The following is a 23,911-nucleotide window of genomic DNA, read 5'->3' as shown; positions in this document are numbered from 1 at the left end:
GGCGGCGGTTGGCTGCGCCGCCACAACGAGCAAACCCCGCCGAAGCGGGGTTTGTGGGGGGACGCCGGGGTCGGATCCGATTCCACCGGAATCGGCTCTGACCCCAGACGCTGCCAACGTGGGGTCAGCGCCCTTCCCGGTGGGAAGGGATCCGACCCCGTGGCCCTTACGCCACGGCGCGCTTGCCGGTGCGGTAGATCAGCCAGCCGACCACGAACAGCACGGCCAGGCCGATCCACTGTGCGCCCGGCAGATGGAACGGCACGGCCAGCACGTCGGCGCGGCTGCTGACCACGATCGGAATCGCGATGGCGATACCCATCAGTGCCTCGCCGGTGATCAGGCCGGCAGCGAACAGCACGCCCGGCTTGTGCACGCGGTCGCGGCCTTCTTCGTCATCGGCGCGCACCTTGTGGAAGCGCTCGACCAGATAGGCGATCAGGCCGCCGAGGAAGATCGGCACCATCAGTTCCAGCGGCAGGTAGATGCCGATGGCGGCGGCCAGCACCGGCACGCGGAAGCGCGCGTTGCGCGACTTCAACCAGCTGTCGAAAGCAATGATGGCGGCACCGACCACGGCACCGATGCCGATGAAGGTCCAGGGCAGTTCACCACCAAACAGGCCCTTGGCCACCGAGGCCATCAGGTTGGCCTGCGGTGCGGCCAGCGCGTTGGGGTGCAGCTCGGACTTCACGCCGATGCCGTAGGCGGTGGCCAGCAGGTTCAGCACCGGCGCCATGATCAGCGCGCACGAGAACGCACCGATGCCCAGCATCAGCTGCTGCTTCCACGGAGTGGCACCGACGATGTAGCCGGCCTTGAGGTCCTGCAGGTTGTCACCGCCGACCGCTGCAGCACAGCACACCACCGCGCCGATCATGATCGCAGCCACCGCACCCAGCGGCGCGCCGAAGGCGCCGACCGGCTGCAGGCCATCCTTGCCCAGCAGCACGACCAGCACGGCCGAGGCGAACAGGATGGTGGAGATGGTGATGCCCGAGACCGGGTTGTTGGACGAACCGATCAGGCCGGCCAGGTAGGCCGAGACCGAGACGAACAGGAAGCCGGCGACGATCATGATGAGGGTCATCGGGATCGACACGTGCCACTGGCCCACGATGGCCTGGTACAGGGCCAGCAGCGGCAGCACGAAGACCACCAGGGCGACCAGCATCCACTTCATCGGCAGGTCGCGCTCAGTGTGCGCCAGCACCGGGCCACCGCTCTTGCGCGCAGCGGCGAAGCCACTCTTGACGCCGTTGAGCAGCGACTTGCGCAGCGAGATCAGGGTCCAGATGCCACCGATCAGCATCGCGCCGACACCCAGGTAGCGCATCTTCGCGCCCCAGATGGCGAACGCCGCCTCGGTGGAGGAAGCCGTGGCAACCGACGCGGCCAGCGCCGGATCGGTGTTCATGAAGAAGGCCTGGTAGATCGGGATGGCGATGTGCCAGGTCAGGATCGAGCCGGACACCACCACGATGCCAACGTTGAGGCCGACGATGTAGCCCACGCCCAGCAGTGCCGGCGACAGGTTGGTGCCGATGAAGGCGGTGACCTTGGAGCTGCCGACATAGGCCGAGGTGGCCCAGGCGTCGGGAATCAGGCGCATGCCGCTTTCCGCGGCCAGCTTCACGAAGGCGCCGATCACGGCCGAGATGGCAAGGATCTTCAGGCCCGGGCCCGGGTTCTCGCCGGCCTTGAGCACTTCGGCCGCAGCCTTGCCTTCCGGGAACGGCAGCGGGTCTTCGACGATCATCGAACGGCGCAGCGGCACCGAGAACAGCACGCCCAGCAGGCCACCGAGGCCGGCGATGCCCAGCACCCACCAGTACTTGAAGTCCGGCCAGTAGCCCATGATCACCAGCGCGGGGATGGTGAAGATCACACCGGCGGCGATCGACGAACCGGCCGAGGCGCCGGTCTGCACGATGTTGTTTTCGAGGATGGAGCCACCGCCCAGCAGGCGCAGCACGCCCATGGAAATCACCGCGGCGGGAATGGCGGTGGCGATGGTCAGGCCTGCGAACAGACCGAGATAGGCGTTGGCCGCCGACAGCACCACCGCCAGCACGATGGCCAGGGCCACTGCGCGGAAGGTGAGCTGCTTGGGCGCAGCGTCATGGTTCATGGAAGCCCCTGCTGGCAAAAAATCCCTGCCACGCTAGCGTTCAGGGCAGATCAAGTCCAGCGTGCCAAAGGATGGGGCGTGTGCTGCAGCGCAATGGGCGCGTACGTGAACCGGCAACCGACCGACCCGGCAAACTGCGGCTGGGCCCGTCGCAAACGATATGTTATATCTTAATATTACCTGTTCCCACCGCATCGCATGCCCCCTTCCCCCTCACTTCGCCTGGCCTCCATCGACCAGCTGCGCGGCACCGTGATGCTGCTGATGCTGCTCGACCACGTGCGCGAGACCTTCTTCCTGCAGCACCAGGTGGGCGATCCGATGGACGCGGCCAGTGTGTCCCCCGCCCTGTTCGCCTGCCGCCTGCTGGCCCACCTGTGTGCGCCGGTGTTCGTGCTGCTCACCGGTCTGTCGGCCTGGCTGTACGGCCAGCGCCAGGCGGACCCGCGCCGGGCCACCGCCGCCTTCCTGCTCAAGCGCGGCCTGTTCCTGGTGGTGCTGGAACTGACCCTGGTGAACTTCGCCTGGACCTTCCAGTTGCCGCCGGACACGATCTATCTGCAGGTGATCTGGGCCATCGGCCTCAGCATGATCGCGCTGGCCGCCCTGCTGTGGCTGCCGCGCCCGGCCTTGCTGGTGCTGGCGGTGCTGCTGGTGGCCGGGCACAACCTGTTCGATGGCCTGCACGTGGAAGGCAACAGCCTGCTGGCGGTGCTGTGGAAGGTGCTGCACCAGCGCGACTGGATCGAGGCCGGCGGCCTGCGCCTGCGCACCTCCTATCCGGTGCTGCCATGGATCGGGGTGATCGCACTGGGCTATCTGATGGGCCCCTGGTTCGCCCGTGATCGCGCGCCCGAGCAGCGTCGGCACTGGCTGCTGTGCGCAGGCATCGGTGCGCTGGTCCTGTTCGCGCTGCTGCGGTTCGCAAACCAGTACGGGGATGCTCCCTGGTCGTACCAGGCCACTCCGCTGCGCACGTGGTTGAGCATTTTCAACGTCACCAAGTACCCGCCGTCATTGCAGTTCCTGCTGTTGACCCTGGGCGTGGGACTGTTGCTGCTGCGCCTGTACGAGTGGCCGCCAGTGGCGCGTGCGCTGCGGCCGTTGGCCGACATTGGTGCAGCACCGATGTTCTTCTACCTGCTGCATCTGTATGTGCTGAAGGGGCTGTACCTGGGCGCACTGGCGATCTGGGGGCCGACCCACGGCGGGCTGTATGCGCTGGATTCGGTCAGCGGCCTGCTGCTGGTGGCGTGCGCACTTGCAGTGGTGCTGTATCCGCCGACGCGGGCGTTCGCGCGGTTCAAGGCACGACGGCGTGATCTGGCGTGGTTGCGGTACCTGTGAGCGCTTGGGCGGGATCGTCCATCCACGCATGGCGTAGATCTACCGTGGGCTGCCCACCCCGGCCCAGGGGCCTATAATCGCGCCCTTTCCGCTGTCCCCGCCGTCGATGACCGTTGCCGCTCCTGCTTCCGACGACTTCCTGGGCCATCCCAAGGGCGTCTACGTCTGCTTCTTCACCGAGATGTGGGAGCGCTTCTCCTTCTACGGCATGAAGGCGCTGTTGCTGCTGTATCTCACCAAGTACCACCTGTTCGGCGACAAGGCCGGCCTTGACCTGCTCGGTGCCTACGGCGGCCTGGTGTACTGCATCCCGGTGTTCGGCGGCATGCTGGCCGACCGCTGGCTGGGCATGCGCCGGGCGGTGCTGTTCGGCGGCACCCTGCTGGTGCTCGGCCACCTGGGCATGGCCTTCGAAGGCCACGCGGCGTACCGGGTGAACGGCGAAGTGGTGCGCGACACCTCGGCGCTGGCGGTGACCTACCTGTCGCTGGCGCTGATCATCATGGGCGTAGGCTTCCTGAAGCCGAACATCTCCACCATCGTCGGCAAGCTGTACGCCAAGGACGATCCGCGCCGCGACTCGGGCTTCTCGCTGTTCTACGCCGGCATCAACCTCGGCGCGTTGTTCTCGTCGCTGGTGTGTGGCTTCCTCGGCGAGGCCTATGGCTGGAAGTACGGGTTCGGCGCGGCCGGCGTCGGCATGCTCGCCGGGCTGGCGATGTTCCTGTGGGGCCAGAAGTACCTGCAGGGCCATGCCGAACCGCCGCAACCGGCGGCGTTGAAGCAGAAGGTGCTGGGCCTGCCGCGCGAATGGCTCATCTATCTGTGCGCGGTGCTCGGCGTACTGCCAGTGGCGTGGCTGATGTGGGCGGCCGGCAACGGCGCGTTCGCGCTGGGCGGTGAAATCAGCCTGGCGCTGATGCTGATGCTGGTGGTGCTGGGCGGCGTGCTGGTCTGGTTCGCCTGGTTCACCGGCAGCAAGTGCACGCCGGTGCAGCGCCAGCAGATGATCGCGCTGATGGTGCTGATCTTCATGGCGCTGGTGTTCTTCACGATGTACGAGCAGTCCTACGGCTCGTGGGTGACCTTCACCGACCGCCTGCTGACCAAGGACATCGTGCCCTCGCTGGTGATCACCGGCGGCACGCCACTGCCGTGGTCGATCATCTCGCTGCTGCTGGCACCGCTGGGCTTCGTGGTCAGCGCGCGGTTGTCCGAGCGTCGTCCGGGCTCGTCGGCACCGCGCACGTTCTTCGCCGCCATCCTCGTACTGATGCTGGTGCTGCTGGTGCGCGACTGCCTGGTGATTCCGCAGACCGCAGGCTCGCTGACCTACCTCGGCGGCCTGTTCCTGGTGCTGCTGGCGCCGGCCTTTGCCGCGCTATGGACGTGGATGGACCGCCGCGGCTGGGAACCGGGCAAGCCGGTGAAGTCAGCCTGGGGACTGGTGATTGGTGCGCTGTCGTTCGTGCCGCTGGCGCTGGCGGCGCAGCAGGTCGGCGCCACCGGCGAGATGGCCAGCGTGTGGTGGCTGGTGCTGGCCTACTTCCTGCTGGCCAGCGGTGAGATGTGCCTGTCGCCGGTCGGCCTGTCGGCGGTGACCCAGCTGGCCGTGCCGCGGGTGATGAGCCTGATGATGGGCACCTGGTTCCTGGCCACCGCATTCTCGGAAACGCTGGCCGCGCTGTTCGGCAAGCTGGCCGCGATCGAGGTGCCGGAAGGCGAATCGCTGGACATGGTGGCTGCGGCCGGCGCCTATGCCCACCTGTTCTGGCTGCTGATGTCGATCGGCCTGGGCTGTGCGCTGACCGCCTTCATCGCCGCGCCGCTGCTGAAGAAGATGATGCACGGGGTGAAGTAAGCCCCGCGCCTGCGGAAAACCAGGGCGGCGGAAGGATCATCCGCCGCCCTGTCAGTTCAGGGCGCCTTGTCCTTGCCGGCCGCAGGTGCGGTCGTTGCGGTCTTGCCCCCCAGGCTGCGTGCCAGGAACGCCAGCAGCTTGTCGTAGTACTCGCTGCGATGGGCCTCGGTGTAGAAGCCGTGGCCTTCGGTCTTGTAGTACAGGCTCTCCACCGGCGTACCGGCACGCTTGAGCGCCGCTTCCATGCGCTCGGTGTGCTGGATCGGCGCGCGCTTGTCTTCGCCACCGGCCGCGAGGAACACCGGCACCTTGATCCGCTCGGCCAGGTTCACCGGCGACACCGCGCCCAGCTTGGCCGGATCACCCAACCATTCGCGCAGGTAGGTCACGCCTGAACCGCGGTCCTGGATGTCGCCGCGGGTATACATCATCGGCAGGTCGTAGACCCCGACATAGCCCGCCGCGCACTGGTACAACCCGGGTTCGCGGGCGGCGCCCATCATCGCCGAGTAGGCCCCGTAGCTGGCGCCATAGATGCAGATGCGGCGGCCATCAGCGATGCCTTCGCTGATCGCCCAGCGGGTGGCATCGGTGACGTCGTCCTGCATCGCCGCGCCCCATTGCTGCGCTCCAGCCTGGGTGTGGGCCCGGCCATAATTGCCCGAGCCGCGGAAGTTGACCTGCAGCACGGCATAACCGGCGGCGGCCAGCATCTGCGTTTCGCGGTCGTACTGGCCCGAATCGAAGATGTCGAACGGGCCGCCATGCGGCATCACCACCATCGGCAGGTTGCGCCCGTCGCTGCCGGCCGGCAGGGTCAGGAAGCCATGCAGCGGCAGCCCGTCGCGGGCCTTCAGTGCGATCGGACGCACCTTGGCGCTGCGGTCGATGTCGATCCAGTCGCTGCGGCTGATCAGGTGGTCGGCCTTGCGCGCGACGGTGTCATACACGTAGAAGTCGCCCGGGTTCGAGCCCGACCAGGTCTCCACGAGCACGACACGGCCATCGCGGGTACTGGACGTGATGTAGACCGCGCCGCCGAAGGCCGCTTCAAGACTGCGGTAAAGGCGCGCATCGGCCGAGCCTTCATCGAAGAAGCGGGTGCGCGGCTTATCGCCCAGGTACAGCGCGCCGACCGGCACATGGGTGCCGGGCCGGTGGATGATGCGGTACGGATTGACCACCTCGTCGCGCAGCAGCGTGGCGCGCTCGCCGGTCTTCGGGTTCCAGCTGACGATCGCATCCGGCCCCTGGGTCTGCTCGACGTTGAGATAGGCAAGGCTGTCGTCAGCCGAGAAGCCGATGGCGGTTTCGATGCGCTTGCTGACCGCCTCGTCGTTGATCAGCTTCCAGGTGTCGCCGGAGCGCTCGCGGAAATACAGCTTGTTGATGTTGTCGCTGCCCGAGCCGTGCACGAAGCGGACCTCGCCCGCGCCGTCGGTGGTGAACTCGCCGCGCCGTACCGGCGAGGATGCCACCCGCGAGCGACGACCACTGGTCACGTCCATGCGATCGACGCGAGTGAACGGATCCTCGGCCAGCGGCCACACAGTGACCAGCACGTTGCGCTCATCGCCCGGCAGGTCGTCGGCCAGGAAGGCGGCAACCGCCTCGACCTTCTTCGGCTGGATGCGGGTTCCCGGACCGTTGCTCTCCACGCGGTAGCCCACCAGCAACTCGCCGCGATTGCCATTAGCATCGATGGCGTACAGTTCGCCGGTGGGATTGGGCTGGTCGAGCGAGCCCCACTTCTGGGCCAGGCCGATCAGCAGGCGCTCGTTGCTGACCCAGTCGAATTCCTGCGCGTGGTTGCGGCTGGGGGGCCGGAAACTGCCGACCATCTGCTTGTCCTTCAACCGAAGCACGGCGATCGCGGTGGCATCCTCCATCGGCACCGTTGCCGCCACGTACTCGCCCCCCGGCGAAATCTTGATATCGGTGAAGGTCTCGCGACGCAGGTACTGCGTCAGGTCCACCGCGCCCACGCTGCCTGCGGCAACGCCCCCGATGACGGCCAGTGCAGCCGCCAGAATCGTCTTGTTCATCCTTCCCCTGCTCCTGTGGACACCTTGTCCTGGTCGCCGATTCTAGGCAGCACCATGCGCTTCCCGCCAGAGCCGGAAAAGACGACGGCACCGTTGCCGGTGCCGTCGTTGCCACTACCTTGGAGAGAGAGTCAGGACGTGGGTTCGGGGGGCGTGCGCCGGGTCAGTGGACCCCGCGCACCGCCAACATGAGGGCCAGGATGCTGAGAATCACGGCGATGGTGCCGTCAAGCACGCGCCAGGTGCCGGGCTTGGTGAACAGCGGCGCCAGCAGGCGTGCGCCCAGGCCCTGCGCGGTCAGCCACAGGCAGCTGGCGGTGACCACGCCGGCGGCGAAGGCCATGCGGGCGTTGCCGAAGTTCTCGGCGATGGAACCGATCACCATCATGTCCAGCCAGAAGTGCGGATTGATCAGCGAAAAGCCGACCGCGGCCATCAGCACCGCGCGGCGGCTGCCGTCATCGCTGTCGGCCTCGCCCATGCCACCGCCACCGGCGATCGCACGGCGTGCCGACTTCATCGCATACCAGGCCAGGAACGCGACGCCGGTCCACAGCACGGCGGAGGTCAGCCACGGCAGCGCCGAGGTGAGCGTGCGCAGGCCGGCCACGCTGGCGAAGATGAAGATGGCATCGATGGCCGCGCAGGTGGCGACCACCGGCACGATGTGCTTGCGCAGGATGCCCTGGCGCAGAATGAAGGCGCTCTGGGCCCCGACCACGGCGAACAGGCCGATGCCGGTGGCTGCACCAGAGAACCAGGCACCGAGGCCGGTGCTGGCGGAGATGACCGAGAACATGGGATTCACTGCCTTGTATTGCTTGGGGGGACGGTGCCTCGCGAAGGCGGACAGCACCGGAACGAGCGCTATTGTCGCGCCGCAACATGGAAAAGACGAGCTAAACTTCCTAAACCAACATTAGCGGAACTTAATCCGATGCGTATCGACCATGCCCAGCTGCGCGCCTTGGCCGCGGTGATCCGCGAAGGCAGCTTCGACCGCGCCGCACAGTCGCTGAATGTCACGCCCTCGGCCATCTCGCAGCGGGTCAAGGCGCTTGAGGACCGGGTCGGGCGCCTGCTGGTCAAGCGCGGCACCCCGGCCACCGCCACCGCCGAGGGCCAGGTACTGGTGCAGCTGGCCGAGCAGACCGCCCTGCTCGAACACGATGCCCTGCACCGGATGGGTCTGGCCGACGAAGACCTGCCCCAGGCCAGCATCCCGGTGGCGGTGAACCACGACAGCCTGGAAACCTGGTTTCCGCAGGCCGCCTCGCAGTTCGCACAGAGCACCGGCACCACCCTGGACCTGCGCGTGGAGGACCAGGACCACACTGTCGAACTGCTGCGCCAGGGCACGGTGCTGGGCGCGGTGACCACGCTGGACGAGCCGGTGCAGGGCTGCCAGATCCACGCGCTGGGCAGCATCCGCTATGCAGCGACCTGTACCCCCGAGTTCCGCGAGCGCCATTTTGCCAAGGGCGTGACCGCGCAGGCGCTGGCCCAGGCACCGGTACTGGTGTTCAACCGCAAGGACGAAATGCAGTCGCGCTTCGCCCGGCGCATGGCCGGCGACGACCTGCCCAGCACCGCGCCGACCTGGTGGATTCCCTCCACCCGCGCTTTCGTGCAGGCCAACCTGGGCGGCATGGGCTGGACCATGAACCCCCTGCCGCTGGTCAAGCGGCACCTGGATGCCGGTCGCCTGGTGTACGTACGCCAGCGCGCGTGGGAAGACGTGCCGCTGTACTGGCAGCACTGGAAGGGCGACGTGCAGACCATGGCCCTGCTGACCCGCGCAGTGCTGGACGCCTCCTCGGCGCTGGTGCGGCGCAAGCGCTGACGGTGATCAGCAAAAAAGGGACGGAGGGGATTAAGTCGCTTCTGCCCTACAGGTCGTATTGGCCTTATACGACTTAATCCCCTCCGTCCCCTTTTTTCTCCGCGTGACCGGGGTCCGTTCCTGGCTGCCCTGTTGTGCCAGCATCGAGGCATCCGACACGGAGCGCCGCGATGCAGACCGATCCGCTGTTCCTGCACATCCGGGTGGTGATGGGCATCATCCTCGGCCTGTCGATCACCACCGTGCTCAAGGGCCTGGCACAGATCATCGAGCATCCCCAGCGCCGCGGCTGCTCTGCACTGCACCTTGGCTGGGTGGCATGGACGCTGATATCGCTGGTGACCTTCTGGTGGTGGGAATTCCGCCTCATCGAGGTGCACCGCTGGACGTTCGAAACCTACCTGTTCGTGATCGTCTACTGCGCGACCTGGTTCCTGCTGTGCACGCTGCTGTTTCCCGACGATCTGCGCGAATACGGCAGCTACGGAAACTACCTGATGCAGCGCCGGCGCTGGATCTTCAGCGTGATTGCTGCGCTGACCCTGCTCGACCTGATCGATACCGGCATCAAGGGCAGCAGCCGCTGGAAGCTGCTGGGAACCGCGTACCCGTTGCATGCCGTGCTGATGCTGGCGGTGGCGGTGCTCGGCGGGTGGCTGCGCAGCCGCCGCGCACAGCTGCGCCTTGTGCTGGCAACGCTGGCCTACCAGATCGGCTACTTCGTCGTGGAGTACTTCACCGTTGGCAGTGACTGACCCGGGTGCAGGCGCTCCATACACTCTCCATCAGGCCTACACACCGGGTCCATGCGCGATGCGGATACTGGCCGGCCGATCACTGCAAGGATGCCCTGCATGCCTGTATTCGTCCGCGATGCGCGCCCCGAGGATGCCGCTGCCTGCATCGACCTGCGCGGGCGCACCCGCGAGAACGCCTTCAGTGCCGCGCAGTTGGCGGAGCTGGGCATCACGCCGGAAAGTTGGGCGACCGGCATCGCCCAGGGCGATTCGATCGGCCGCGTCGCCTGGGAGGGCGAGCGCATGGTTGGCTACTGCTTCGCCGACCGCGACAGCGGCGAGGTGCTGGTGCTGGCCCTGCTGCCGGAGTACGAGGGCCGTGGCATTGGCCGCCAGCTGCTGCAGGAAGTGGTCAGCCTGACCCGCGACGCCGGCCACCAGCGGCTGTTCCTGGCCTGCTCGGCCGACCCGCGTTCGCGCTCGCATGGTTTCTACCGGCGCCTGGGCTGGCGCCCGACCGGCGGGATCGACGAGGCCGGCGACGAGGTTCTTGAGCTGGTCTGAGCCGGGCGTGGCCCGGCGCTTCGCCTGACGGGGCCGCGAAACGTCGGATGCTGCGTTGCATCAAAAAAGGACCGGATCCGGTTAGAATCGCGGATGGATGGCGCAAGGCGTTGTTTCTTCACGCCCTTTCCCTGCCCCACGCGCATCCTGACCCCTTCCCCTCCGCCAACGATCCCGCCCCCATGAAGAAATTTGGCAAGGCCCTGCTCGCCCTGCTCGTGCTGCTGTTGCTGGCCGCCGCGCTGTTCCTGTACTGGCCGCTGACCCAGCGCTCGGTGCCCGCCGCCAGCAACGACAAGCCCGTCGATGTTGTGCTGGTCGGCGCCGGCATCATGAGCATCACCCTGGCCACCTACCTGCAGGAACTGCAGCCGGACTGGAACATCCAGGTCTACGAACGCCTCGACGGCGTCGCCGGCGAAAGCTCCGACGGCTGGAACAACGCCGGCACCGGCCATTCGGCGTTCGCCGAACTGAACTACACCCCGGAACTGCCCGACGGCAGCATCGAGACCAAGCGCGCGGTCGGCATCGCCGAATCGTTCGAGGTCTCGCGCCAGTTCTGGTCGCACCAGGTGAAGCAAGGCCGGTTGAGCCAGCCCAGCGACTTCATCAACCCGACCCCGCACATGAGCTTCGTCTGGGGCGATGACAACATCGCCTACCTGCACAAGCGCCAGCAGGCCCTGGTGAAGAACCCGCTGTTCTACGGCATGCAGTACTCCGAGGATCCGGCACAGATCAAGCAGTGGGCCCCCCTGCTGATGGAAGGCCGTGACCCGAAGCAGAAGGTCGCCGCGACCTGGATGCCGCTCGGCACCGACGTCAACTTTGGCGTGATCACCCGCCAGCTGGCCGCCGGCCTGCAGCGCAGCCCGAACTTCAGCCTGCACCTGAACCACGAAGTGAGCGCGCTGCGGCAGAACGCCGACAAGAGCTGGAACGTCACGGTGAAGGATCTCAAGGCCGGCACCGAGTCCACCACCCACGCCCGCTTCGTGTTCATCGGTGCCGGTGGCGCTGCGCTGAAGCTGCTGCAGATGTCGGGCATCCCGGAATCGAAGGACTACGCCGGCTTCCCGGTCGGTGGCCAGTTCCTTGCCTTCCAGGGCCAGGACGTGACCTCGCGCCACGGTGTGAAGGCCTACGGCATGGCCGAGACCGGTTCGCCGCCGATGTCGGTGCCGCACCTGGATGCACGCAAGCTGGACGGCAAGCCGGTGGTGCTGTTCGGGCCGTTCGCGCTGTACAGCACCAAGTTCCTCAAGCACGGCTCGTGGTGGGACCTGTACTCGTCGGTCACCCACAACAACGTCGGCCCGATGCTGGAAGTGGGCAAGGACAACCTGGACCTGGTGCAGTACCTGATGGGCCAGGCGCGGTTGAACGATGCCGATCGCCAGGCCGAACTGGTCAAGTACTTCCCCAATGCCAAGCCGGGCGACTGGAAGCTGGTCACCGCCGGCCAGCGCGTGCAGATCATCAAGCGTGATCCGCTGAAGGGCCCGGTGCTGCAGTTCGGCACCGAGATCGTGACCGACAAGGACCACACCCTCGCCGCCCTGCTTGGCGCGTCGCCGGGCGCGTCGACCTCGCCGCCGATCATGCTGGACCTGATGGCCAAGGCCTTCCCGGAGCAGATGAAGGCCGGCTGGGAAACCCGCCTGCGCGAGATCGTGCCGTCGTACGGGCGCAAGCTCAATGACAGCGCCGCACTGGTGAACGAGATCCGTACGCTGACCAGCCAGACCCTGCACCTGCCCTATCTGGAGGTGCCGGTGGATGCGAACGCGGCATCACCGGCCCCGGTGGCTGCACCGGCTCCAGCACCGGCCAAGGAAAAGCGCAACGCCAACGAGGAGCTGCAGGCGCTGTAGGCCCGCGCGTTCCTTTCGATGCAGACGGACGGCCACCTTCGGGTGGTCGTTTGTTTTTGTGCGAGGTGGGTCGGATCCCTCCCGCACGGGAGGGCTCTGACCTGCGCCCGGGCGCCGATGATGGGGTCAGAGCCCATTGCCTGCGGCAACGGGATCCGACCCCGGCTCGCCACTGCTCTGCGCCCGGAAGACCATGCGCAATGTCGAGAATTGTAATGTTGTTAAGAATTATTTACATTTGCGCCCGACACAGTGACCGCGCCTCTCCCCAGATGGACCTGATGTACCCGAAGCCGCCGCCCGGGTGCTGGATGACTGTTGCCGCCCCCTTCCCGTCTCCGAGCTTCGAACCCACATGTCCCCGACGTTCCGTATCCGCCTGCCCCGCCGCGCGCTGCTGCCGGCCGCCCTGCTGTCCTCGCTTGCACTGGGCGCGACCCCGGCCTTCGCCGAGGCCGTCGCCGATGCATCCGACGCCAAGACCCTGGACCGGGTCAGCGTGCGTGCCCAGCACTCGGCACCGCCGGCCAGCACCACGCGCCTGCCGATCACCCTGCAGGAAACCCCGCAGTCCGCCACCGCGATCAGCCTGAAGCGCCTGCAGGACGAATCACTGTTCAGCATCAACGATGTGATGCGCAACGTCACCGGCGTCAGCGTGTCCTTCTATGACACCCAGCGCCCGCTGTACTACGCGCGCGGTTTTGCCATCACCGACTTCCAGGTCGATGGCATTCCCACCTACAGCGGCTCCACCAACCAGGAATACGACACCGCCTTCTACGACCGCATCGAAGTGATCCGCGGTGCCAACGGCCTGCTCAGCGGCGCCGGCGTGCCGTCGGCCACGGTCAACCTGCTGCGCAAGCGCCCGGGCAAGGAATTCGATGCGTCGTTCGCGGTCAGCGCCGGCAGCTGGGACTACCGCCGCATGGAAGCCGACGTGACCGCACCGCTGACCGCCGACGGCCGCTTCCGCAGCCGCGTGGTCGCCGCCTACACCGACCGCGGGCTGTATTACGACCGCTACAAGGAAAACAAGATGGCCGGCATGGCGGTGCTGGAGGGCGATGTCACCGACAGCACCACGGTCACCGTCGGCTACCAGACCCAGGACAACAACCCGACCGGTTCGACCTGGGGCACCGTGCCGTTCTTCGACAACCAGGGCAACTTCGCCCATCTGGCACGCTCGACCAACCTGTCGCCGAAGTGGAGCTACTGGAAGCGCGAGAGCAACACCGCCTTCGCCAACCTGGAACAGCGTTTCGGCGACAACTGGCTGCTGAAGATCAACACCGCCTACACCCGCGGCAACGTGCAGAACGTGCGCCTGTACGGCACCGGCAACCCGGACCCGGTGACCGGCTCGGGCATTTACCTGCGTGCCGCCGCCGGTGATTCGAAGGACACCCGCCGCAACGTCGATGCCTACCTGAGCGGCACGTTCCCACTGTTCGGCCGCGACCACGACCTCACCCTGGATGCGCAGTGGTCGGACCTGGAAGGCACCACGAATACCGTGGCACTGAACTTCCCGCGTGACTGGGCCACCTGCGGGCGCGAGCGCTGCTACTACATCCCGAATGTCTTTGATTGGGACGGTGACATTTCCGAGGTGACCTACATCCGCACCGGTGCACGGCGCGTGGCAAAGACCACGCAGAGCGGTGTCTACCTGGCCACGCGCCTGCACCTGGCCGATCCGCTGTCGCTGATCGCCGGCGCGCGCCTGAGCCGGTGGCAGACCTTGAGCCGTTCCTACAATGCGGCCGGGGCGTACACCGGCACCAGTGGTGCGTACAAGGTCAGTGATGAGATCACGCCGTATGTCGGCCTGGTCTATGCGATCACGCCGAACGTGTCGGCCTACGCCAGCTACACCGAGATCTTCAATCCGCAGAACTACAAGGACCGCAACGAGAACCTGCTGGCACCGGTGCAGGGCTCGAACCTGGAAGCGGGCATCAAGACGCAGTGGTTCGATGGCCGCCTGACCGCGAACGCTGCAGTGTTCGAGGCCAAGCAGAACAACTATGCGGTGCGCGACATGAGTGTGCCGGAAGGCACGCTGAGCGACGGCAGCTCGGCCTACATCGGGGTCAACGGCACCAAGGCACGCGGCTGGGAGATGGACGTCAATGGCGAGATCCTGCCGGGCTGGACGGTCAATGCCGGCTACACCCACGTCAAGGTGACCCGCGCCGCCACCGACCTGCTGTATGCCAACCCGCCCGAGGACCTGCTGCAGCTCAACACCCAGCTGCAGCTGCGCGGCGCGCTGGAACGCCTGAGCGTTGGCGGTGGCGTGCAGTGGCAGAGCAAGGTGCAGGGCTACAACATCGCCTACCCGCTGGGCGGCACGGTGACGGTGAACCAGCCGGCCTACATGCTGGTGCAGTTCAACGCCAACTACCGCATCAGCGACAACTGGACGGCAACCCTGAGCGTGCGCAACGCACTGGACAAGACCTACTGGGCCAACCTGGACTACAACAACTACGGCGAACCGCGCTTCGTGTCGGCCAGCCTGCGCTGGAAGTTCTGAGCGACCCGCGAACCGGTGGGTGCCTGGTGGGTGCCGACCGTTGGTCGGCACACCCCAACCCTGAAAGGGCCCGCCTCCGCGCGGGCCCTTTCATTTGCTGCACCGCGGGTTGCATGCCCATCATAATTATGCCGTAATTATTTCAACGCCAATCGGAAGCCGGTCGATGAACCCGAGCTGGGATACGTTGGAACGCAGCCGCCAGGCCCGCCTGCAGCGGGCCGCGCATTGGGCCCGGGGCCGCGAGGTTGCTGCCAGCGACGTTGGCCAACTGCTGCATGCGCTGCTGGAACCGGGCGACAAGGTCTGCCTGGAAGGCAACAACCAGAAGCAGGCCGACTTCCTCGCCCAGGCGCTGGCCGACCTCGACCCGGCCCGCGTGCACGACCTGCACATGGTGCAGTCGGTGCTGTCGCTGCCCTCGCACCTGGATGTGTTCGAGCGTGGCATCGCCTCGAAGCTCGACTTCTCGTTCTCCGGCCCGCAGTCGGTGCGGCTGGCCAACCTGGTGGCCGAGGGACGCATCCAGATCGGCGCGATCCACACCTACCTGGAACTGTTCGGCCGCTACTTCATCGACCTGACCCCGCGCGTCGCGCTGGTCGCCGCGCAGGCCGCCGACCGCCACGGCAACCTGTACACCGGCCCGAACACCGAAGACACCCCCGTGATCGTCGAGGCCACCGCGTTCGGTGGTGGCATTGTCATTGCCCAGGTCAACGAAATCGTCGACACCCTCCCCCGCGTCGATATCCCCGCCGACTGGGTCAACTTCGTGGTGCAGGCGCCGCGCCCGAACCACATCGAACCGCTGTTCACCCGCGACCCGGCGCAGATCTCCGAGATCCAGGTGCTGATGGCGATGATGGCGATCAAGGGCATCTACGCCGAGTACGGCGTGAACCGCCTCAACCATGGCATCGGCTTCGACACCGCGGCCATCGAGCTGCTGCTGCCGACCTACGCCGAATCGCTCGGGCTGAAGGGAAAGATCTGCCAGCACTGGGCGCTCAATCCACACCCGGCACTGATTCCGGCGATCGAATCGGGCTTCGTCAAGTCGGTGCATTCGTTCGGTTCGGAACTGGGCATGGAGAAGTACATTGCCGCACGTGGCGATGTGTTCTTCACCGGCGCCGATGGTTCGATGCGCTCCAACCGGGCGTTCTCGCAGACCGCCGGCCTGTATGCGTGTGACATGTTCATCGGTTCCACCCTGCAGATCGACCTGCAGGGCAACAGCTCCACTGCCACCCGCGACCGCATCGCCGGCTTCGGCGGCGCACCGAACATGGGCTCGGATGCACGCGGCCGCCGCCACGCCAGCGAGGCCTGGATCAAGGCCGGCCAGCAGGCCGCGCGCCCCGGTGAGATGCCGCGTGGCCGCAAGCTGGTGGTGCAGATGGTGGAAACCTTCCGCGAGCACATGGCGCCGGCCTTCGTCGATCGGCTGGATGCCTGGGAACTGGCCGAACGCGCGGCCATGCCGCTGCCGCCGGTGATGATCTACGGCGACGACGTCAGCCACGTGCTGACCGAGGAAGGCATCGCCAACCTGCTGCTGTGCCGCACGCTGGAAGAACGCGAACAGGCGATCCGTGGCGTGGCCGGCTATACCGCCGTGGGCCTGGGACGCGACCGCGCGATGGTGGAAAACCTGCGCGACCGCGGCGTGATCCGCCGCCCGGATGACCTGGGCATCTCCGTGCGCGATGCCAGCCGCGACCTGCTGGCGGCGCGTTCGGTGAAGGATCTGGTGCGCTGGTCCGGCGGCCTGTACGACCCGCCCAAGCGCTTCCGCAACTGGTAAGGGGCTGAGCATGGAAACCCTCGACTATCGATTCGAAGGCCGCACCCCGGTGCAGTTCCCGCGCGATGCGGTACTGGTCGGCGTACTGGCCTCGGGCAACCTGGAAATCCTGCTGGAACCGGCCGCACTGGACGGCGCGATGACGGTGCGCATCATCACCGCCGCGCAGGGCTTTGGCCGCGTCTGGGAGGCGGTGATCGGCGATTTCGCACAGCGCCATCCGCTGCGCGACGTACGCATCTCGATCAACGATGCCGGTGCCACGCCGGCGGTGGTCAGCCTGCGCCTGGACCAGGCCGTGGAAACGCTGCTCGCTGGAGATGCACGATGAACCGGACGCCGCGCCACAGCTACTACGAAGCCGACGCGCGCGAGCGTATCGCCGGCCTGCTCGACGCCGGTTCGTTCCGCGAGTTCCTCGGCCCGGCGCAACGCATGATGAGCCCGCACCTGGCCCAGCTCGACCTTCCTGCGGCATTCGACGACGGCATCGTCGTCGGTCAAGCCACGCTGCGCGGCAAGCGCGTGCTGCTGGCCGCGCAGCAGGGTGAATTCATGGGCGGCGGTGTGGGCGAAGTGCATGGTGCCAAGCTGACCGGCCTGCTGCGCCGTGCAGCGATGACCCGGCCCGACGGTGTGTTGCTGCTGCTCGATACCGGCGGCGTACGCCTGCACGAGGCCAATGCGGGGCTGATCGCCATTTCCGAGATCATGCGCGCCACCCTGGACGCGCGTGCCGTGGGCGTGCCGGTGATCGCGCTGATCGGCAGCGGCAATGGCGCCTTCGGCGGCATGGGCATCGTCGCCCGCTGCTGCAGCACGGTGATCATGTCCGAGGAGGGCCGGCTGTCGCTGTCCGGGCCGGAGGTGATCGAGACCGTGCGCGGCGTGGAAGAGTTCGATTCCCGCGACCGTGCGCTGGTCTGGCGGGTAACCGGGGGCAAGCACCGCTACCTGATCGACCAGGCCCAGGTGCTGGTGTCCGATGCCATCGAGGCCTTCGCGCAGGCGGCGTTCGATGCGCTGCAACCGGACACCGCCAGCACCGATACCGATGCGGCATTGAATGCCCTGCAGGCTCGCCATGCCGCGCTGAAGGCGCGCGTGCAGGCGTGGGGCGGGTGCCGCGATGGCCGTGAGATCTGGTCGCTGCAGGGCATCGCCGAACCCGAGCGGCTGCCGCTGCTGGACACCGACGATTTCCTCGCCGCCACTGCCGATCGGAGCCTGCCATGAGCCTTCCGCTGCACGCGCTGCTCGATGCCCTGTTCCCGCGTGGCCACGCCGTTGCCGTGGAGGACTCGGTACTGACCGGTACCGCCACCACCGACGACGGCGAGGTGACCGTGATCGGCACCGCCGACAAACTCGAGGTGGGCGTGGACCACGCACTGGCACTGGCCGACACCGTGCTGGCCAGCACCGCCGCGCATCCACAGCGCCCGATCGTGATGCTGGTCGACACCGCAGGCCAACGCCTGGCACGCCGCGACGAACTGCTCGGCATCAACGGCTATTTCGCGCACCTGGCGCAGGCGCTGGACCTGGCACGCCGACGGGGGGCGCGCCTGGTGACGCTGGTCTACGGGGAATCGGTCAGTGGTGGCTTCCTCTCGTTCGGGCTGATGGCCGACCACATCCATGCCCTGCCCGACGCGCAGGTGCGGGTAATGGACCTGCGCGCGATGGCAAGGGTGACCAAGCAGCCGCTGGAGAAACTGCAGGCACTGAGCCTGGCCTCGCCGGTATTCGCGCCGGGCGTGGAGAACTACGTGGCGATGGGCGCGGTGGATTCGCTATGGGATGGCGATCTGGCCACGTACCTGCTTCAGGCGCTGCGCACGCCCGCCGATGGCGACCGCCGCGCCGCGCGGGGTGCCGAGCGTGGCGGGCGCACGCTGGCCGCACGCGTCGCGGCTGCCGTGAGCCAGGGCGATGCCTGAGCGGCTGCCCCGCCATACGCTGGTCTGGCTGCCAACGCACGCCGGCTGGCAGGCGGACATTGCCGCGCACGAACCGCGCCTGGCCGACTGGTTTGCGCAGGGCCTGCCGGCCATCGTTGCGCGTCGTGCCGCGGACGATGCCGATCCCCGCCTGCGCCTTGGCGTGCCGCTGCCACCCGCCGAGGGCAAACTGCGCCTGGCCCTGCGCGTGCCGGCACACGATGTGCTGCGCACCGCGCCGCCACCGACACTTCAGTCCGTGCTGGAAGGCGACCTTGTGCAGGATTGGCAGCGTCCCGTGCAGGCACTGCAGGACATCGCAGCAGCACGCGTGTTCGGTGCGTTCGCGTGGCAGTACCTCAGTGGCCTGCGCTATGTGCACGCACGCTCGGACATCGATCTGCTGTGGCGGATCGACACCACCGCACAGGCCGATGCCCTGGTCGCACGGCTGCAGGCGTGGGAAACCGGATACGGTCGCCGGGTCGATGGCGAGCTATGCCTCGCCGACGGTGCCGCCGTGAACTGGCGGGAGTACGCGGGACGCAGCCGCCAGGTACTGGTCAAGCGCCCGGAAGGCGCCGCACTGGAACTGCGCGAGTCCGTGTTCGCCTCCGCCGGGGTGAGCGCATGAACACCGTCGCGCAACCGACTGTCGGGCCTGCAGCGGCCGTGGACTGCGCGCGCCTGGGGCGCCTCGCCGTTGCCAGCCTGCATGCAGAACTGGCCTTGGCACCCAAACCGGGACTGGTCACGCCGTTCGATCGCGGCAGCCATCACGACATGGACGCCGGCACGTTCCTGCGCAGCCTGTTCGCGCTGCGCCACTACTTCACTGCGGTTGCCCACCTCGGTGCAGCCGGGGCGGACTTCGATGCGCTGCGCCGGTGTGGCATTGCCGCCGAAGCGGCGATGCTGCGCGCGACCGCCGGCATCAACACCCATCGTGGCGCGGTCTTCAGCCTGGGCCTGCTGGTGGCAGCCGCCGCGGCCTGCCGTTCCCGCCTGGGCCATGCCGCCACCGGTGAGCAGGCCTGCCTGGAGGTACGTCGCTGGGCTGCGGATCTGGCACGTGCGCCGCTGGATGCAGCCAGCCCGGGCCAGCGGGCGCGCACCCTGCACAAGGTGCCAGGCGTGCGCGAACAGGCCGCCGCCGGTTACCCGCTGCTGCGCGAGGTGGCGCTGCCCAGCCTGCGCCACGCGCTGGCCAGTGGCCTGCCACGCGAAGCCGCGATGTGCCACACGCTGATGCAGCTGGTCGCACACACCGAAGACCTCAATCTGCTGCATCGCGGTGGCGCGGAAGGCCTGCGCTGGGCACGGCAGCAGGCCCACCGTTTCCTGGCCGAAGGGGGTGCCTTCGCGCACGATTGGCAGCCGCGCCTGCAACGCATCGCCGATGCCTTCGTTGCGCGTCACCTGAGCCCTGGTGGCAGCGCAGACCTGCTCGCCTGCAGCCTGTTCCTGTTGCAGCAGGAGGGCACATGAGCCTTGCCCTGCTCTGCCCCGGACAGGGCGCGCAGCATGCGGCGATGTTCGATCGCGTGCGCGGCCTCGCCGCCGCGCAGCCGGTGCTCGATGCCACGAGTGAACTGCTGGGCCGCGATGTATTCAACGTCGCAGCCACCGATGATCGCTTCGACAACGCGCAGGCGCAGCCGTTGCTGAGCGCTGCCAGCCTGGCGCATTGGCAGGGGCTGCGTGAGCTGTTGCCGACGCCGTCCGTGATCGCGGGCTACAGCATCGGCGAGCTCGCCGCGCATGCCATCGCCGGCAGCTTCGACGCCACCACCTGCCTGGCACTGTCCGCGCAGCGCGCGCGGCTGATGGATGCCGCCAGCCCCGATGACGCCGGACTCCAGGCAGTACTGGGACTGGACCGCACTGCGGCCCAGCGCTTGTGCGATGCGCATGGCGCCTTCATCGCGATCGCCAATGGCCATGACCACTTCATCGTAGGTGGTGCACGGCCGTCGCTGTACGCGTTGGCGGCAGACGCGCAGGCGTGCGGTGCGGAAATCCGTCCATTGCCGGTCCATGTGCCCGCGCACACGCCGCTGCTGGCCGGCGCAGTGGCACCGTTTGCCACTGCCCTGGAAGCAGCACAGGTGCAGGCGCCGCGGCTGTCCCTGTTGGCCGGCGTCGATGCCCGCCCGGTGCGGGAGCGCGCCGCAGTGGTGCACACGCTGTCGGCACAGCTGGCACAGACCATCGAATGGGCGCAGGTGATGCGCCAGGCCTTCGAGCGTGGCGCGCGGGTATTCCTGCAACTGGGCCCGGGCAACGCGCTGGCGCGCATGGTCGCGCCGTCCTATCCGTGCTGCGAAGTGCGCGCGGTGGAAGAGTTCCAGAGCCTTGAAGGCGCCGCGGCCTGGGTCCGCAGTGCGCTGGAGCGGCTGCAATAACGGGTTCGAGCAGTACGCATCACGCAACACGCCGTACGTCGCCTTACCCCGGGATGGCGGGTCTCCATCCGCGCTGTACGTGAGTCACGTGTCTGGGAGGGCGCATGAGTCCACAAATCGCAACGATCATCGGCCTGGTGATCATGTTCATCGTCGCCACCGCGATGCCGATCAACATGGGAGCCGTCGCCTTCGCGCTGGCCTTCATCATCGGCGGGCTATGGGTCGACATGGGGGGCAAGGAGGTCCTGGCCGGCTTTCCCGGCGATCTGTTCCTGACCCTGGTCGGCATCACCTATCTGTTCGCCATTGCGCAGAAGAACGGCACCATCGACCTGCTGGTGCACTGGGCAGTGAAAGTGGTGCGCGGCCATATCGTGGCCATTCCGTGGGTGATGTTCGTGATCACCGCAGTCCTCACCGCGTTCGGTGCGCTGGGCCCGGCGGCGGTCGCAATCATCGGCCCGGTCGCCCTGCGCTTTGCCAAGCAGTACAACATCAACCCGCTGATGATGGGATTGCTGGTCATCCATGGCGCGCAGGCGGGCGGCTTCTCGCCGATCAGCGTGTACGGCAGCATCACCAACGGCGTGGTGCAGAAGGCCGGGCTGGAAGTGACCGAGATGGCGGTGTTCCTGACCAGCCTGGGCTTCAACTTCATGATGGCGACGATCTGCTTCTTCGCCTTCGGCGGCATCGCGCTGCTGCGTCGCGGCTCGATCACCGCCGCAGGAGCGCTCGGCAATGCCGAACTGGCGATGGCCGGTGGCCCGCAGGCATCGTCGCGCCAGTTCGCCATCGAAGGCCACGGCGCCCTGGTCGCGGCAGGTGGCGGCACGCTCAGCAATGATCCGGCGGCCCTGGATGCGGTGAACCTGACCCGCGAGCGGTTGTTCACCCTGATCGGCCTGCTGGGCCTGGGCGTGGCGGCGTTGATCTACAACCTCAACGTCGGCCTGGTCTCGATCACCGTGGCGGTGGCGCTGGCACTGTTGTCCCCGCAAAGCCAGAAGGGTGCGGTCGACGGCATCAGCTGGTCCACCGTGCTGCTGATCTGCGGCGTGGTGACCTATATCGGCGTGCTGGAGCATGCCGGCGCGGTGGACTTCATCGGCAACGGTGTCTCCGACATCGGCATCCCGCTGCTCGGAGCGCTGCTGGTCTGCTACGTCGGCGGCATCGTTTCCGCATTCGCCTCATCGGCAGCGGTACTCGGCGCGACGATTCCACTGGCGGTGCCGTTCCTGATGCAGGGCCACCTCAGCGCCGCCGGCGTGATCTGCGCGCTGGCGGTGTCATCCACCATCGTCGATGTCAGCCCGTTCTCGACCAACGGCGCGCTGGTGGTGGCCTCGGCCGCCAAGGAAGAACGCGAGACCCTGTTCCGCCGCTTCCTGGTCTACAGCGGCCTGGTGGTGGCGCTGGGGCCGCTGCTGGCCTGGCTGGTGTTCGTGGTGCCGGGCTGGATGTAACCGCCAGCCGGTCGTGCCGGCCGCTGGCCGGCGCGACCTGGCGTTACACTCTGCGCATGGCTATTGCCCCTGCCCCACGGTCACCGAAGAAGCGCGCGCCCCTGTATGAAGAGGTGGCCGAACACGTGCGCGAACGCATCTACGATTACCGGCTGCCGCCGGGCGAGTGGATCGACGAGCCTGCGCTGTGCGAAGAACTGGGCATCAGCCGCACGCCCCTGCGCGAGGCACTGAAGCTGCTGGCGGCCGAAGGCCTGGTGCAGATCGATGCCGGTCGTGGCAGCCGGGTCACCCGGTTGACGCTGGAAGACCTCAACCAGCTGTTCCCGGTGATGGCCATGCTGGAAGGCCGCTGCGCGCATGAGGCGGTCAAGCACATCGACGACGCTGGCGTGCAGCAGCTTGAAGACCTGCATGCGGCGATGGAAGCGGCGGCGGCCGAGGGCAACATCGCCGAGTACTACCGCAACAACTACCTGATCCACGAGACCGTGCAGCATTACGCCGGCAACCCGTGGCTGATCCGTATCACCCACGATCTGCACCGCATCCTGAAGATGCATCGCGGCCGCCAGTTGCTGACCCCAGGCCGCACCGCGCAGTCGTTGGCCGAACATCGCGAGCTGATGGAATGCTTCCGCCGCCGCGACGCGCAGGCTGCCGAACGCACCATGGAACGCCATCTGCTGAGCCAGGGCCAGGCACTGGCCGCCTATGTGGCGGCGGGCGGGCTGTTGAACGTGCCGGCGCCGTTGCCGACCGAAGGCGGCGGCTGAGCTGTTGGGGTTGCCGGCCAGCGGCCGGCACTACCAGGACATGACCTCGGCTGGGTAGTGCCGGCCGCTGGCCGGCACCCTGGGACGTCCCATCAATCGCCGCCACCGCAGCTGCCGCCGTCACCCCCACCACCATCACTGCTGCAGTCGGCGCTGCTGTGGTTGTGATGGCTGTGGCTGTCACTGGCATAACCACCTGAGCTGTCGTAGCTTGCGCCACCATCCCCCCGGCTCCCCGAACCATCGGCCGTGGCCACCGCCATGCACAGGATCGCGCCGACCAGCGGCAGCAGCCAGACCAGCAGCAGCTGCACCGTCCGGCCGCCCGCCGACAGGCCATCACGCCTGACGATCACCACGGTAGCCACCACGTTCAGGCCCAGCACCAGCAGGACCAGCAGAAGGGCAACGATCAGCATTCGACGACTCCGTGCCTGGACCGGGGGCATTATGGCCTGCCACCCCGGCAATGGCCCTGCCTGTCATGAAGATGGGACAATGTAGGGCGCGCCGGCCTGCCCCGTGGCCGCCGGCGCCCCCGCACCACACGGA

At 67.3% G+C, this 23,911-nt stretch carries 20 protein-coding genes; 16 read left to right on the top strand and 4 right to left on the bottom strand.

Translation table 11 applies throughout. The features are described 5' to 3' along the window. Positions 1 to 166: 166 nt before the first annotated feature. Positions 167 to 2,131, bottom strand: a complete 1,965-nt coding sequence (locus B9Y82_RS03915) for an OPT family oligopeptide transporter (protein WP_100471618.1) — start codon at positions 2,129 to 2,131, stop codon at positions 167 to 169. Between the two features lie 198 nt (positions 2,132 to 2,329). Between B9Y82_RS03915 and B9Y82_RS03910 the strand changes: the two genes are divergently transcribed. Both B9Y82_RS03910 and B9Y82_RS03905 read left to right on the top strand, forming a co-directional pair. Further along, positions 2,330 to 3,478 (top strand): DUF1624 domain-containing protein, encoded by a 1,149-nt coding sequence (locus B9Y82_RS03910; RefSeq protein WP_100471617.1) that lies wholly within the window; start codon positions 2,330 to 2,332, stop codon positions 3,476 to 3,478. A 106-nt stretch (positions 3,479 to 3,584) separates the two neighbouring features. Beyond that, positions 3,585 to 5,339, top strand: coding sequence for a peptide MFS transporter (locus tag B9Y82_RS03905; RefSeq protein WP_100471616.1), 1,755 nt, complete (start codon positions 3,585 to 3,587; stop codon positions 5,337 to 5,339). Between the two features lie 56 nt (positions 5,340 to 5,395). On the opposite strand, the gene B9Y82_RS03900 is transcribed toward B9Y82_RS03905, so the two are convergent. After that, positions 5,396 to 7,384 carry an alpha/beta hydrolase family protein gene (locus tag B9Y82_RS03900; protein WP_100471615.1) on the bottom strand — a complete coding sequence of 663 codons (1,989 nt, stop codon included), beginning with the start codon at positions 7,382 to 7,384 and terminating at the stop codon, positions 5,396 to 5,398. A gap of 163 nt (positions 7,385 to 7,547) precedes the next feature. Beyond that, positions 7,548 to 8,183 carry a LysE/ArgO family amino acid transporter gene (locus tag B9Y82_RS03895; protein ID WP_049422777.1) on the bottom strand — a complete coding sequence of 212 codons (636 nt, stop codon included), beginning with the start codon at positions 8,181 to 8,183 and terminating at the stop codon, positions 7,548 to 7,550. 138 nt (positions 8,184 to 8,321) lie between these two features. Between B9Y82_RS03895 and B9Y82_RS03890 the strand changes: the two genes are divergently transcribed. The 14 genes from B9Y82_RS03890 to B9Y82_RS03825 all read left to right on the top strand — a co-directional run bounded on the left by B9Y82_RS03890 (position 8,322) and on the right by B9Y82_RS03825 (position 23,359). Next, positions 8,322 to 9,227: a LysR family transcriptional regulator ArgP gene (locus tag B9Y82_RS03890; RefSeq protein WP_010483397.1), complete on the top strand. Its 906-nt coding sequence runs from the start codon at positions 8,322 to 8,324 to the stop codon at positions 9,225 to 9,227. Positions 9,228 to 9,397: 170 nt separating this feature from the next. Beyond that, positions 9,398 to 9,982, top strand: coding sequence for a hypothetical protein (locus tag B9Y82_RS03885; RefSeq protein WP_100471614.1), 585 nt, complete (start codon positions 9,398 to 9,400; stop codon positions 9,980 to 9,982). Between the two features lie 99 nt (positions 9,983 to 10,081). Beyond that, on the top strand, positions 10,082 to 10,528 hold the full coding sequence (locus B9Y82_RS03880) for a GNAT family N-acetyltransferase (RefSeq protein WP_100471613.1): 447 nt from the start codon (positions 10,082 to 10,084) through the stop codon (positions 10,526 to 10,528). Between the two features lie 182 nt (positions 10,529 to 10,710). Beyond that, positions 10,711 to 12,405, top strand: coding sequence for a malate dehydrogenase (quinone) (mqo, locus tag B9Y82_RS03875; protein WP_100471612.1), 1,695 nt, complete (start codon positions 10,711 to 10,713; stop codon positions 12,403 to 12,405). Between the two features lie 355 nt (positions 12,406 to 12,760). Next, on the top strand, positions 12,761 to 14,953 hold the full coding sequence (locus B9Y82_RS03870; RefSeq protein ID WP_100471611.1) for a TonB-dependent siderophore receptor: 2,193 nt from the start codon (positions 12,761 to 12,763) through the stop codon (positions 14,951 to 14,953). Between the two features lie 166 nt (positions 14,954 to 15,119). Then, positions 15,120 to 16,763, top strand: a complete 1,644-nt coding sequence (gene mdcA, locus B9Y82_RS03865; protein ID WP_100471610.1) for a malonate decarboxylase subunit alpha — start codon at positions 15,120 to 15,122, stop codon at positions 16,761 to 16,763. A gap of 10 nt (positions 16,764 to 16,773) precedes the next feature. After that, on the top strand, positions 16,774 to 17,094 hold the full coding sequence (gene mdcC, locus B9Y82_RS03860) for a malonate decarboxylase acyl carrier protein (RefSeq protein WP_100471609.1): 321 nt from the start codon (positions 16,774 to 16,776) through the stop codon (positions 17,092 to 17,094). Then, positions 17,091 to 17,999: a biotin-independent malonate decarboxylase subunit beta gene (locus B9Y82_RS03855; protein WP_100471608.1), complete on the top strand. Its 909-nt coding sequence runs from the start codon at positions 17,091 to 17,093 to the stop codon at positions 17,997 to 17,999. The genes mdcC and B9Y82_RS03855 overlap by 4 nt, the downstream gene beginning before the upstream one ends. Beyond that, positions 17,996 to 18,706 carry a biotin-independent malonate decarboxylase subunit gamma gene (gene mdcE / locus B9Y82_RS03850; protein WP_100471607.1) on the top strand — a complete coding sequence of 237 codons (711 nt, stop codon included), beginning with the start codon at positions 17,996 to 17,998 and terminating at the stop codon, positions 18,704 to 18,706. The genes B9Y82_RS03855 and mdcE overlap by 4 nt, the downstream gene beginning before the upstream one ends. Beyond that, on the top strand, positions 18,699 to 19,340 hold the full coding sequence (mdcG, locus tag B9Y82_RS03845; RefSeq protein WP_100471606.1) for a malonate decarboxylase holo-[acyl-carrier-protein] synthase: 642 nt from the start codon (positions 18,699 to 18,701) through the stop codon (positions 19,338 to 19,340). Before mdcE ends, mdcG begins: the two co-directional genes overlap by 8 nt. Further along, positions 19,337 to 20,194 (top strand): triphosphoribosyl-dephospho-CoA synthase MdcB, encoded by an 858-nt coding sequence (gene mdcB / locus B9Y82_RS03840; protein ID WP_100471605.1) that lies wholly within the window; start codon positions 19,337 to 19,339, stop codon positions 20,192 to 20,194. The genes mdcG and mdcB overlap by 4 nt, the downstream gene beginning before the upstream one ends. Beyond that, positions 20,191 to 21,111 carry a malonate decarboxylase subunit epsilon gene (gene mdcH, locus B9Y82_RS03835; protein ID WP_100471604.1) on the top strand — a complete coding sequence of 307 codons (921 nt, stop codon included), beginning with the start codon at positions 20,191 to 20,193 and terminating at the stop codon, positions 21,109 to 21,111. The genes mdcB and mdcH overlap by 4 nt, the downstream gene beginning before the upstream one ends. Before the next feature lie 104 nt (positions 21,112 to 21,215). Further along, on the top strand, positions 21,216 to 22,583 hold the full coding sequence (locus B9Y82_RS03830; protein ID WP_100471603.1) for an SLC13 family permease: 1,368 nt from the start codon (positions 21,216 to 21,218) through the stop codon (positions 22,581 to 22,583). A gap of 56 nt (positions 22,584 to 22,639) precedes the next feature. Further along, positions 22,640 to 23,359 (top strand): GntR family transcriptional regulator, encoded by a 720-nt coding sequence (locus tag B9Y82_RS03825; protein WP_012510388.1) that lies wholly within the window; start codon positions 22,640 to 22,642, stop codon positions 23,357 to 23,359. A gap of 92 nt (positions 23,360 to 23,451) precedes the next feature. Here B9Y82_RS03825 and B9Y82_RS03820 read toward each other — a convergent pair whose 3' ends face one another. Further along, positions 23,452 to 23,778, bottom strand: coding sequence for a hypothetical protein (locus B9Y82_RS03820; protein ID WP_100471602.1), 327 nt, complete (start codon positions 23,776 to 23,778; stop codon positions 23,452 to 23,454). Between the last annotated feature and the right edge of the window lie 133 nt (positions 23,779 to 23,911).

Origin of the sequence: Stenotrophomonas maltophilia (assembly GCF_002799155.1) — a bacterium.
Lineage (GTDB): Bacteria > Pseudomonadota > Gammaproteobacteria > Xanthomonadales > Xanthomonadaceae > Stenotrophomonas > Stenotrophomonas maltophilia_R.
Note: the sequence above shows the minus strand (reverse complement) of the source record. Positions and strands in the feature narration are given on the sequence as shown.